The 11,396-nt window shown below is 63.9% G+C and carries 10 protein-coding genes and 2 pseudogenes; 6 read left to right on the top strand and 6 right to left on the bottom strand.

Annotated features, from left to right (window positions below):
- Positions 1–451: 451 nt before the first annotated feature.
- A complete protein-coding gene (locus tag HWX22_RS30905) occupies positions 452–1,357 on the bottom strand; it encodes a LysR family transcriptional regulator (RefSeq protein WP_175910320.1) in 906 nt (301 codons plus the stop codon).
- 118 nt (positions 1,358–1,475) lie between these two features.
- Between HWX22_RS30905 and HWX22_RS30900 the strand changes: the two genes are divergently transcribed.
- From HWX22_RS30900 to HWX22_RS30890, 3 genes are all read left to right on the top strand, one after another.
- Positions 1,476–2,066: a flavodoxin family protein gene (locus HWX22_RS30900; protein WP_175910489.1), complete on the top strand. Its 591-nt coding sequence runs from the start codon at positions 1,476–1,478 to the stop codon at positions 2,064–2,066.
- A gap of 71 nt (positions 2,067–2,137) precedes the next feature.
- Entirely contained in the window at positions 2,138–3,193 is a 1,056-nt protein-coding gene (locus HWX22_RS30895) for an aldo/keto reductase (protein WP_175910322.1), read from the top strand.
- 129 nt (positions 3,194–3,322) lie between these two features.
- Entirely contained in the window at positions 3,323–4,762 is a 1,440-nt protein-coding gene (locus HWX22_RS30890; protein WP_175910324.1) for a DEAD/DEAH box helicase, read from the top strand.
- 135 nt (positions 4,763–4,897) lie between these two features.
- On the opposite strand, the gene HWX22_RS30885 is transcribed toward HWX22_RS30890, so the two are convergent.
- On the bottom strand, positions 4,898–5,815 hold the full coding sequence (locus HWX22_RS30885) for a LysR family transcriptional regulator (RefSeq protein WP_175910326.1): 918 nt from the start codon (positions 5,813–5,815) through the stop codon (positions 4,898–4,900).
- Between the two features lie 136 nt (positions 5,816–5,951).
- Between HWX22_RS30885 and HWX22_RS30880 the strand changes: the two genes are divergently transcribed.
- Both HWX22_RS30880 and HWX22_RS30875 read left to right on the top strand, forming a co-directional pair.
- Positions 5,952–6,716: an SDR family oxidoreductase gene (locus tag HWX22_RS30880; RefSeq protein WP_059820015.1), complete on the top strand. Its 765-nt coding sequence runs from the start codon at positions 5,952–5,954 to the stop codon at positions 6,714–6,716.
- Positions 6,717–6,797: 81 nt separating this feature from the next.
- A pseudogene (locus HWX22_RS30875) lies at positions 6,798–7,589 on the top strand (SDR family oxidoreductase).
- Between the two features lie 160 nt (positions 7,590–7,749).
- Here HWX22_RS30875 and HWX22_RS30870 read toward each other — a convergent pair.
- The 4 genes from HWX22_RS30870 to ctaD are packed head-to-tail and all read right to left on the bottom strand — an operon-like array spanning position 7,750 to position 11,175.
- The gene (locus HWX22_RS30870; protein ID WP_059535940.1) at positions 7,750–8,091 is read right to left on the bottom strand and encodes a cytochrome C oxidase subunit IV family protein; all 342 of its coding nucleotides are present in this window, start codon (positions 8,089–8,091) and stop codon (positions 7,750–7,752) included.
- Positions 8,092–8,099: 8 nt separating this feature from the next.
- Positions 8,100–8,807: a heme-copper oxidase subunit III family protein gene (locus tag HWX22_RS30865; protein WP_059690457.1), complete on the bottom strand. Its 708-nt coding sequence runs from the start codon at positions 8,805–8,807 to the stop codon at positions 8,100–8,102.
- On the bottom strand, positions 8,804–9,418 hold the full coding sequence (locus HWX22_RS30860; protein WP_175910328.1) for a cytochrome c oxidase subunit 3: 615 nt from the start codon (positions 9,416–9,418) through the stop codon (positions 8,804–8,806). The genes HWX22_RS30865 and HWX22_RS30860 overlap by 4 nt, the downstream gene beginning before the upstream one ends.
- Complete coding sequence (gene ctaD, locus HWX22_RS30855; RefSeq protein ID WP_175910330.1) at positions 9,415–11,175, bottom strand: cytochrome c oxidase subunit I; 1,761 nt, start codon at positions 11,173–11,175, stop codon at positions 9,415–9,417. The genes HWX22_RS30860 and ctaD overlap by 4 nt, the downstream gene beginning before the upstream one ends.
- Positions 11,176–11,279: 104 nt before the next feature.
- Here ctaD and HWX22_RS30850 point away from each other — a divergent pair.
- A pseudogene (locus HWX22_RS30850) lies at positions 11,280–11,396 on the top strand (IS5/IS1182 family transposase); the annotation flags it as partial.

Genomic DNA, 11,396 nt, shown 5'->3' with positions numbered 1-11,396 from the left:
GCGAGAAATAAGGTGCATCCTCGGGGCAAACTTCTCCGAATGGGCGGCGCTTCGCTTCGGTATCCGGCCATTCCCCGCCCACATCGCCGACCACCTCGCGCGATCGCCTATTAATCAGTGTTTCCCTAGGGGCGTACGCCGGCACCGCGAACCGCTTGGCCCGTTTCCCGTGCCGCGCGTTGACGTCCAATTTGCAAGAGCGCGATGCTCGCCAGAATCAGGACGATGGCCGCCGCTTTCTGCATTGGGCTGATCAACGCCGCGGCCCACTCCAGATGAAGCCAAGAAAGACGAAAGAAACCTTGGTCAGTCTCATGGCGCGCCCCTGCCGGTCGACGATGAACACGGTTGTCAGTAAATCAAGGCACAAAATCCGCTGATAGAACAAGAGCGGCATCGCCGTAGGACATATTGGTCGTGACGGGTGGGCGCATTCATCTACATACCGCCCTCAATCGAAATAAGGCTGCAACACCCCCTCGATCCAGTCCATGAACGCCCGAACGCGCGGCGACAGATTGCGCCGATGCGCGACGACGAGCGACGCCGCGAGAGGCTCAGGACGCAGATCGGGCAGCACCTCGACCAGCGCGCCGCTTTCGATGTGATTCGCGAGCGCCGAATACCCGGCCTGGATCAACCCGATGCCCGCAAGCCCGGCTGCGTGATAGGTCTGCACGTTGTTGACCTGCATCGCGCTCGGCAATGCGAGCGTTGCATAGCCGTCGCCGCTCGGATATTCCCACCCGGGGTGCCGCGCGCCGAGTGTCAGCGCGTAGTGGACCATCCGGTGTCCCTGACCGACGAGATCGTCGAGCGTTTGCGGCACGCCATACCGCGCCAGATAGCCGGGACTCGCCGCATTGATCATGCGCAGGCGGCCCAACGGCCGGGCAATCAGCGTCTCGTCCACGATCGGCCCCAGACGGATCACGCAATCGAATCCTTCCTGGACGAGATCGACGCGCCGATCGGTGCTCGAAAGTTCCAGTTCCAGCTCCGGATGCATCGCCATCAGTTGCGGCAGCGCGGGAACCACGACGCTGCGCGCGAGCTCGGTGGGCATGTCGACGCGCAATCGTCCGCGCAGCCGCGTGCCATTGCCGGAAAACATCGACTGCAGCTCCTGTACGTCGGCCAGCAGGTCCCGTGCGCGCGCGTAAAAGGCGCGTCCGTCCTCGGTCAGCTGCACGCTGCGCGTCGTCCGATGCAGGAGCGCGACGCCCACGTCGCGCTCGAGCGCGCGAATCACCATCGACACCCGTCCTTTCTGGATGCCCAGGCTTTCGGCCGCGCGCGTGAAGCTCGTCATTTCGGCGACACGGGCGAAGATCAACAGCGCGTCGAGGTTTTGCATTGTTCTCCCTGGGAGTAACAGAACGTTCAGTCGGCCGTCATTTATAACTCAATTTCAACTCAGTAAAGTGCTTTCCGATGTCGTCCCCCGACGACCACCTGAACGAAAGGGCACAACCATGACACAGCACATCTCTCCGGTTAAAACGATCGTCGTCTATCACTCCGGCTACGGGCATACCGAACGCATGGCGACGGCTGTCGCGGAGGGGGCCGGCGGCGTTCTCGTCGCAATCGACGCCGATGGCAACATCGCACCGGACGCGTGGGACGCGCTTGCCGGCGCGGATGTCATCCTGTTTGGCTCGCCGACCTACATGGGCGGTCCCAGCTGGCAGTTCAAGAAGTTCGCCGATACATCGTCGAAGGCATGGTTCGAAGGCGCATGGCGCAACAAGATCTTCGGCGGCTTCACCAACAGCGCAAGCATCAACGGCGACAAGCTCAATACGCTCGAATACTTCGTTCTGCTTGCGGGGCAGCACGGCGGCATCTGGGTGAGCATGGACATCAAGCCGGCGAACCTGAAGGCGTCGATGCGTGACGACCTGAATCGCATGGGCTCCTATATCGCACCGATGGCGCAGACGCCGGCCGATGCGTCGCCCGATGAAATGTCGCCGGGGGACCTCGAGACGGCACGCCGCTATGGCGCACGGGTCGCAACGATCGCCGGACAATTCCGGGCAGGACACGCTCGCATCAGCTGAAACCTGGCGTGCGGGGCGCCCCGGAACGGACGCCGCCGCAGTTTTTCCCGCCGACCTCGAAGGAAACGGCCATGAAATACAAGCAACTGGGCCGCACCGGCCTGTACGTCTCCGAGCTGTGTCTCGGCACGATGACGCTGGGCGGCAATGCCGATGCCGGCATGTGGGCCGCGATCGGCGCGGTCGGCCAGGACGACGCGACCCGACTGATTTCCCGCGCACTGGACGAGGGAATCAACTTCATCGATACCGCCGACATCTACTCCTTCGGTCAGTCCGAACGTCTCGTCGGACAGGCACTTCGGGACCTCGGCGTCGCACGCAGCGAGATCGTGCTGGCGACGAAGACAGCGGGCGTGATGGGCACGAAACCCAACGATCAGGGCGCGTCGCGCGGCCACATCATGGATTCCGTGCAGCGAAGCCTGGAACGGCTGCAGGTCGACCATATCGACCTTTACCAGATCCACGCGAACGATCCCGTGACACCGATTGAAGAGACGCTGCGGGCGCTCGACGATCTGACGCGTCAGGGGCTGGTTCGCCATGTCGGTGTCTCGAACTGGCGCGCCGGAAAGATCGGCAAGGCGCTCGGGCTCAGCGAAGCGCTCCATGCGACGCGCTTCGAGACCATTCAGGCCTACTATTCGATCGCCGGACGCGACGTGGAGCGCGAACTGGTGCCGCTCGCGATCGACGAGCAGATGGCGCTCCTCGTCTGGTCGCCGCTCGCCGGCGGGCTGCTGTCGGGAAAGTTCGGCCCTGGCGCGCCGACCGAAGCGGGTTCGCGGCGCAGCCATTTCGATTTTCCGCCGGTCGATCTCGAGCGCGCCTGGCCATGCGTTGCAGCGATGCGCGCGATCGCGGACGCGCGACGCGTGTCGGTCGCCCGGATCGCGCTCGCGTGGCTGCTCGCCAAGCCGCATGTCACGAGCGTCATCGTCGGCGCCAAACGCGTCGAACAGCTCGAAGACAATCTCGGTGCTGCCGATATCGTGCTGACCGGGGACGAGCTTGCGCAGCTCGATGCCGTGAGCGCGTTGCCGCCCGACTATCCCGGCTGGATGATCGATCGTCAGGCGGCGGGCAGGGTGCCGCCGCCTTTCACGCGTGCGGTGTCGAAATAGGTCGGCCGACGGCGATCCTTGTCGTGCTCGACGGGATCGCCCGACGCCGGACGCCGCCCCGCACCGGGTATCCGCACGGCGATCATCGCCGCAACCGCTAGAATTGCGGTTTTAGCCCGGAACACGTCCATGTCTTTTGCTTCGCTAGGCCTGATCGATCCCTTGCTGCGTAATCTGCAGGACCTTAATTACCAGACACCCACGCCGGTGCAGGCCAAGGCGATTCCCGCGGTGCTCGGTGGCAAGGACGTCATGGCCGCGGCGCAGACCGGCACCGGCAAGACGGCGGGTTTCGCGCTGCCGCTGCTGCAGCGGCTGGTGCAGCATGGGCCGGCGGTGTCGAGCAACCGCGCGCGCGTTCTGGTGCTGGTGCCCACGCGCGAACTGGCCGAACAGGTGCTGCAGAGTTTCGTCGAGTACGGCAAGGGCCTCGACTTGCGGTTTCTGGCCGCCTATGGTGGCGTGAGCATCAACCCGCAGATGATGAAGTTGCGCAAGGGCGTGGATGTGCTCGTCGCCACGCCGGGCCGTCTGCTGGACCTCAATCGCCAGAACGCCGTGCAGTTCGATCAAGTCCAGACGCTGGTGCTGGATGAAGCCGACCGCATGCTGGATCTGGGCTTCGCGCGCGAACTCAACGCCGTCTTTGCCGCATTGCCGGTGCAGCGTCAGACGCTGCTGTTTTCCGCGACGTTTACTGACGACATCCGTGCGATGGCGGCGAGCATTCTGCGCAGTCCGGTCAATATCAGCGTCAGCCCGCCCAACATCACCGCCAGCAAGATCAAGCAGTGGGTGGTGCCGGTGGACAAGCGGAACAAGCCTGACCTCTTCATGCACCTGGTGGCCGAGAACAACTGGGACCACGCGCTGGTGTTCGTCAAGACCCGCAATGGCGTGGATTACCTGGCGGCCATGATGAACGATGCGGGTTATGCGGTCGACACGATCCACGGTGACAAGCCGCAACCCGCGCGCCTGCGTGCGCTCGAGCGCTTCAAGACGGGCGAAGTGCAGATGCTGGTCGCAACCGACGTGGCCGCGCGCGGGCTGGATATCGACGACCTGCCGCTGGTCATCAACGTCGATCTGCCCATCGTCGCGCAAGACTACGTGCACCGTATCGGCCGAACCGGCCGCGCGGGCGCCAGTGGTGTGGCGGTGTCGCTCGTGTGTGCCGACGAAGCACCGCAACTGGCCGCGATCGAGGCGCTGATCCGGCAAACGCTGCGCCGTGAGGAAGAGCCGGGTTTCGAAGCCGAACACCGCGTGCCGGAAACCAGCGCGACCGGGCAGATCATCAAGAAACCAAAAAAGCCGAAGAAGCCCAAGGTGCCGCAAGCGGGGGCGGGCGCCATGCCGGCGGCCGGCAAAAAGCCGCGACCGCAAGGCGGGGAAGGCAAGCGCAAGCCCACTGGGCAGCGCGCCGCGCCCGCGGGCAAGGGGGCAAGCCTGTCGAGCGGTAGCCCGTTCAGCGTGCAAAAGCCGCGCGGCAAACCGGCCGGCAAGACGTCGGCGGGTTCGCGCAAGCCGGCTGGCAAGCCCGCGGGCGGGCGCGGGACGCGCTGATGCCGATCGGTGCGGCGCGGACTGTCGCCGTGTAGTCGAACATCGGTCGATCGCGTGCGCCCGAACCTGAATATCGGAACATGGCGGGCTTGCGTCCGGGATGCGCCTTCAGCCCGCCGCCGGCGTGGTGCCGGCCTAACTTCCGTCCTCGCGATCCCACGGCGGCACCCCGCCGAACGCATCGGCCAGGAAATCGATCATGACGCGCACCCGGGCGCTCAAATGTCGGCGGCTCGGGTAGACGGCGAGAACGTCGATGTCGGGCAGACGATACCCAGGCAACACCTGAACGAGTTTGCCGGCGCGGAGATCGTTGCCGATCAGGAACGTGGGTTGCCAAATCACCCCTTGCCCGGCGAGGGCGGCGGCGCGCGCCGTGTCGCCGTTATTGGTATGCATGTGAAAGTTGGACCTCACGCCATGGGTCCTGCCGCCACCGTCGATCAGTTCCCACTCATCGCCGGTGGCCGCATAGGTATACCCGATGCAGCGATGACGGATCAGGTCCTCCGGCACGGTCGGATGTCCGAAGCGCGCCAGATAGTCCGGCGACGCACACAGGATGTTTTGCGATGTCGCGAGTTTTCGGGCCGCATGGCTGATCGAGCCCGCGCGTGAAATGCGAATGGCGAGATCGTAGCCTTCGTCGACGATATCCACGACGCGGTCAATGAGCCCGATATCGAGTTCGATTTGCGGATATTTCTGCATGAAACCGGGCCACAGCGGCGCCAGATACAGAATGCCAAAGCTCACGGGTGCATTGATGCGCAATCGCCCACGGGGTTCCACCGACGCGGATGACACGAGCCCTTCCGTCTCCGCGACATCGTCGAGGATGGTCTTGCAGCGCGCATAAAGGGTCTCGCCACCCTCGGTGAGAGACAGTGTGCGTGACGTGCGATTCATCAGGCGCGTGCCGAGGTGCGCCTCCAGCTCGTGCACATAGCGGGTGACGTTGGCAGGCGAGGTGCCGAGCGCATCCGCCGCGCGCGCAAAACCACCCCGGCTCACCACCGTCACGAAGACCTCAAACGCGCGCAGGCGGTCCATGCCCCCTCCGATCATTCATAAAAACTTAATGATACAACCACGTTTTATGCCTTTCTTCAATCAAAGTTGAATCCTATAGTGCTCTCACGGCCGAGGCATGGGGCACTGGCCAACGCAGTACATCAGGAGATGGAAAATGCAACGTTTGACAGGAAAGGTTGCCATCGTGACGGGTGCCAGCGCGGGAATTGGCCGGGCAACGGCGAAGCTGTTCGCGAAGGAAGGCGCCAAGGTCGTGATCGCGGCGCGCCGCGCGGGAGAACTTGAAACACTCGCGGCAGAGATCGCGAGCGAAGGTGGCGAAGCCGCGTATCTGGCGGGCGACGTGCAATCGGAGGACTTCGCGAAGGCGCTGGTCGCGCTCGCCGTGAGCCGCTTCGGTCGCCTGGACATCGCCTACAACAATGCCGGTACGCTGGGCGAGATGGGGCCGAGCACTGGTATTTCCGAAACAGGCTGGAACGCCGCGCTGGCGACCAATCTGACCAGTGCCTTCCTGGGCGCGAAGCATCAGATTCCCGAAATCGTGAAGCAAGGCGGTGGCTCGATCATCTTCACGTCGACGTTCGTCGGTTACTCGTTCGCGTTTCCCGGCACCGCAGCCTATGCGGCGAGCAAGGCTGGCCTGATCGGCTTGACGCAGGCACTGGCCGCCGAGTATGGCGCGCAGGGTGTGCGCGTCAACGCGGTACTGCCGGGCGCGGTGGACACGGAGATGTATCGCGGCATGAACGACACCGACGAGTCGCAGCAGTTCGTGACCGGGCTGCATGCGCTCAAGCGCGTCGCGAAGCCAGAAGAGCTCGCGCGCTCGGTGCTCTATCTTGCGTCGGACGATTCGTCTTTCGTGACCGGCACCGCATCGCTGGTCGATGGCGGCGCGTCGATCACCCGTACCTGAGCACGCTTGCAATATCCGATCGATCAAGACTCGATATCGTCATTTCCACTTCGTTCAAGGAAAAGGAAAAGGAAATCACTCATGGACCTCAATCTGAAAGGCAAACTCGCGCTCGTCAGCGGCAGCACCGCCGGCATCGGTCTGGCCATCGCCCGCACACTGGCACAGGAAGGCGCTCGCGTAATAGTCAATGGCCGCGCCTAATCATCGGTGGATGAAGTGGTCGAGCAACTGAAGGCGGACACCGGCGGCGATGTGGTTGGATTTGCGGGCGACCTGAGTACGGCCCAAGCAGCCGACGAACTGGCGCAACGCTATCCGGGCGTGGAAATTCTGATCAATAACCTCGGCATCTTCGAGCCCAAGCCGTTTGAAGAAATCCCCGACGCGGACTGGACGCGTTTCTTCGACGTCAACGTCCTGAGCGGCGTACGCCTTGCCCGCCTGTTCCTGCCGGCGATGAAGCAGGCCGACTGGGGGCGCATCATTTTCATTTCGAGCGAAAGCGGCGTGCAGATTCCGGCCGAGATGATCCACTACGGGGTGACGAAAACCGCGCAGATCGCGGTCGCGCGCGGGTTGGCCGAGGCCGTGGCCGGCACGGGCATTACGGTCAACAGCATCCTGCCGGGGCCGACGAAATCGCGCGGCGTGGGCGAATTCGTCGAGACGCTCGCGAAGGCCGACGGCAAATCGTTCGAGGCGTTCGAGAAGGAGTTCTTCGAGAAGGTCCGGCCGACTTCGCTCATCAAGCGATTCGGCTCGCCGCAGGAAATTGCGTCCCTCGTGGCCTATATCGCCAGCCCGCTTGCGTCGGCCACGACCGGCGCCGCATTGCGAGCCGACGGGGGCGTGATAAAGAGCGCCTTCTAGCTCCCGGGCCGGACTGGCTTCGGCCAGTCCGGATTGTGCTCGTTCAGTGTTCCGATGCGATCGGTCGATTGCCGGGCAAAGCCAGCCGTTCGCACGCCGGCGCGCCGGATCGTACGTGATCCGAATCATCCTTCATCCGACGAACGAACGCGAAAAGCGATCAGCGAAAGAAGAGTTCCCGCATCCCGAAGGTGTGATGCGCTTCGGCGGCCATCAGCACCATGAGCACCAGCAGGCACAGCGGCGGTATCAGGATCGCGTACACCAGCGCCAGCCGCTCCCACATCATGTGCATGAAGATCGATACGATCAGCCCGGCCTTGGCGATCATCAGCACGACGATCAGCACCCAGCGCATCAGGCCCTGCACATGGAAATAATCCACCAGATACGACAACGTGCTCAGGACGAACAGCAGGCCCCAGATCTTCAGGTAGATGCCGATCGGATGCTGCTGGCCGTGCGCGGCGTCGGGGCGATCGGCGGGATCGGAGTGGTCCATGGACGGCCTCACCACAAATAGAACAGCGCGAAGATGAACACCCACACCAGGTCGACGAAGTGCCAGTACAGGCCGGCGATCTCGACGATCTGGAAGTTACCGTGCTCGGTGAATCCCGGCTGCAGGATCTTGCGCGCGATCAGCAGCAGGTAGATCACGCCGCAGGTCACGTGAAAGCCGTGGAACCCGGTGATCATGAAGAAACACGCGCCGAACTGCGTGGCGCCCAGCGGGTTGCCCCACGGGCGAATGCCTTCGTGGACGATCAGCTTGGTCCATTCGAAGGCCTGCATCGACACGAAGGTCACGCCGAGCAGCGCGGTCGCCAGCAGCAATGCGGCAGCGCGCCGTGCATTGCGCCGGTAACCGAAATTGACGGCCATCGCCATGGTGCCGCTGCTGGTGATCAGCGTGAACGTCATGATGGCGATCAGCAGCAGCGGCACGTCGACGCCCGCTACGGTGAGGCCGAACACCTTGGACGTGTCGGGCCACGGCGCCGTGGTCGACATGCGCACCGTCATGTAGCCGATCAGGAAGCTGCTGAAGACGAAGGTGTCCGACAGCAGGAAGATCCACATCATCGCCTTGCCCCACGGCACCTTGAAGGCTTCGCGGTCGGCCGACCAGTCCGTGACGATGCCGCGCCAGCCGTCAGGCCCGGCGTCGGCGGGCGGGGTGGCAGCGGATTCTGGCGGGAGCGTGGGCGAGGTCATGGCGCGGCTCCATACAGCGGCCCGCAGATGGCGGCGACAACCGCGGGGGTGAGCCACCACATCGCCGCCAGCAGCACGAGCCAGACCGCCAGCAGGAAATGCCAATAGAGGGCGCACAGCGAAATGGCGCGTTGAGCCCGGAACGGGTCCACATGCCGGCGTTGCGCGATCGTCACGGCCCAGGCCGCCAGCCCGCCGAGCACGTGCAATCCGTGCAGGCCGGTGAGCAGGTAGAGGAAGCTATTGGAAGGATTCGCGATGACGGTCTGCCCGGCTGCCGACAACATGCGCCACGCGATCAGTTGCCCGATCACGAACACGGCGGCCAGCACGCCGCCGCACACCAGCCACGCCACGCGGTGCACGGTCAGCTGCCGGGCCCGCTGCATGGCGACGCTGGCCAGCGCGAGCACGCCGGTGTTCCACCACAGCAGCGCGGGATGCGGGATCGGCTGCCAGTCGGGTTCGCGCATGCGCATGCCGTACGCGAGCAGAAGCAGTGAAAACAACGCCGTTGCCACGGCCATGAACACGATCAGGCCGACGCGGCTCGCATTCGGCAAGACGGGCGGCGGCGTGTCGGGAACGAAGGTGCGCGGCAGCGTGGTCATTTGCGTGCCTCGCCGGGTTGAAGCGTCGAGCGGGCCGGTTCCGGTTCCGGTGCCGTCGCGGGCGGCTGGTTTTGCGGGACGAAGTCTTCCGCTTGTCCCGGCGGGCTGTATTCGTACGCCCAACGGTAGACGACGGGCAGTGCGGCCCCCCAGTTGCCGTGCGCCGGCGGCGTTTGCGGCGTCTGCCATTCCAGCGTGGTGGCCCGCCACGGATTGCCGTCGGCACGCTTGCCGCGCACGAGGCTCCACGCCAGGTTGTACAGGAACAGCAACTGCGCCACCGCCACGATCAGCGCGACGACGGTGATGAACGTGTTGAGCGTCTGCGCCGAATGCGGAATGAAGCTGTAGCCCTCGTACGCGTAATACCGCCGCGGCATGCCGAGGATGCCGAGATAGTGCATCGGGAAGTAGATCGCGTAGGTGCCGACGAAGGTGGCCCAGAAGTGCGCGCGCCCGAGCGTGTCGTCGAGCATGCGGCCCGTCACCTTCGGATACCAGTGGTAGATGCCGCCGAACACCACCAGGATCGGCGACACGGCCATCACCATATGGAAGTGTGCCACCACGAAGTACGTGTTCGACAGCGGAATGTCCACGCTCACGTTGCCGAGATAGAGCCCGGTCAGCCCGCCCAGCACGAAGGTGCTGATGAAGCCGATGGCGAACAGCATTGGCACGGTCAGGTGGATATCGCCACGCCACAGCGTCAGCACCCAGTTGTAGACCTTGAGGGCGGTCGGGATGGCGATGATGAGCGTGGTGGTCGCGAAGAAGAAGCCGAAGTACGGATCCATGCCGGCGATGAACATGTGGTGCGCCCAGACCACGAAGCTCAGTGCGCCGATGATGACGATCGCCCACACCATCATCCGGTAGCCGAAGATGCTCTTGCGCGCGTGCGTGCTGATGAGGTCCGACGCGATGCCGAAGGCCGGCAGCGCGACGATGTAGACCTCCGGATGCCCGAAGAACCAGAACAGGTGCTGGAACAGCAGCGGGCTGCCGCCGGCATGCTTGAGCGATTGCCCCATCGACACCACGGCCGGTATGAAGAAACTGGTGCCGAGTGTCCGGTCGAGCAGCATCATCACCGCCGACACGAACAGCGCCGGAAACGCGAGCAGCGCCATGATCGTCGCGGTGAAGATACCCCACACCGTGAGCGGCATGCGCATGAGCGTCATGCCGCGGGTGCGCGCCTGCAGCGTGGTGGTCACGTAATTGAGACCGCCCATGGTTGCCGCGACGATGAAGATCGCGAGCGACACGAGCATCAGCACGATGCCCCATTCGACGCCCGGCGTGCCGGGCAGGATGGCCTGAGGCGGATACAGCGTCCAGCCCGCGCCGGTCGGCCCGCCCGGCACGAAGAAGCTCGTCACCAGCACCAGCACGGCCAGCAGGTAGACCCAGTAGCTCAGCATGTTGAGAAACGGGAACACCATGTCGCGCGCGCCCAGCATCAGCGGGATCAGATAGTTGCCGAAGCCGCCCAGGAACAGCGCGGTCAGCAGGTAGATCACCATGATCATCCCGTGCATGGTGACGAACTGGTAATAGTGGTTGGCGTCGATGAAGCTGAACTTGCCGGGAAAGCCGAGTTGCAATCGCATCAAGTCCGACAGGACGAGGCCGACCAGGCCGATGGCGATGGCCGTCAGCGAATACTGCACGGCGATGACCTTGTGGTCCTGGCTCCAGACATAGCGAGTCCAGAAGCTTTTCGGGACGTGATCGGTGTGCGCGTAGGGCATTGCGTCTGCTCCGCTAGGGAAACACTGATTTATCCGGCTCTGTGGTCATCGCTGACGCAGCCGAGGACGTTGTAGAAGATAGTTCACGGAACGGGTCCACGACGATGAAACGGCAAATGAGCTTTGCGGAAGCGGAAAGCACGGGCAAGAAGCGCATGACTCGGCGCCAGCGTTTCCTGGAAGAGATGGAGAAGCTCGTGCCGTGGTCGCGATTGCTGACG

Origin of the sequence: Burkholderia sp. BCC1638 (assembly GCF_902833195.1) — a bacterium.
Taxonomy (GTDB): domain Bacteria; phylum Pseudomonadota; class Gammaproteobacteria; order Burkholderiales; family Burkholderiaceae; genus Burkholderia; species Burkholderia diffusa.
Note: the sequence above shows the minus strand (reverse complement) of the source record. Positions and strands in the feature narration are given on the sequence as shown.

What these genes read in the sequence shown, in the direction of transcription:
- HWX22_RS30905 (WP_175910320.1), bottom strand. Translation starts at nt 1,357, where the DNA reads ATGCAAAACCTCGACGCGCTGTTGATCTTCGCCCGTGTCGCCGAAATG.
- HWX22_RS30900 (WP_175910489.1), top strand. Translation starts at nt 1,476, where the DNA reads ATGACACAGCACATCTCTCCGGTTAAAACGATCGTCGTCTATCACTCC.
- HWX22_RS30895 (WP_175910322.1), top strand. Translation starts at nt 2,138, where the DNA reads ATGAAATACAAGCAACTGGGCCGCACCGGCCTGTACGTCTCCGAGCTG.
- HWX22_RS30890 (WP_175910324.1), top strand. Translation starts at nt 3,323, where the DNA reads ATGTCTTTTGCTTCGCTAGGCCTGATCGATCCCTTGCTGCGTAATCTG.
- HWX22_RS30885 (WP_175910326.1), bottom strand. Translation starts at nt 5,815, where the DNA reads ATGGACCGCCTGCGCGCGTTTGAGGTCTTCGTGACGGTGGTGAGCCGG.
- HWX22_RS30880 (WP_059820015.1), top strand. Translation starts at nt 5,952, where the DNA reads ATGCAACGTTTGACAGGAAAGGTTGCCATCGTGACGGGTGCCAGCGCG.
- HWX22_RS30870 (WP_059535940.1), bottom strand. Translation starts at nt 8,091, where the DNA reads ATGGACCACTCCGATCCCGCCGATCGCCCCGACGCCGCGCACGGCCAG.
- HWX22_RS30865 (WP_059690457.1), bottom strand. Translation starts at nt 8,807, where the DNA reads ATGACCTCGCCCACGCTCCCGCCAGAATCCGCTGCCACCCCGCCCGCC.
- HWX22_RS30860 (WP_175910328.1), bottom strand. Translation starts at nt 9,418, where the DNA reads ATGACCACGCTGCCGCGCACCTTCGTTCCCGACACGCCGCCGCCCGTC.
- ctaD (WP_175910330.1), bottom strand. Translation starts at nt 11,175, where the DNA reads ATGCCCTACGCGCACACCGATCACGTCCCGAAAAGCTTCTGGACTCGC.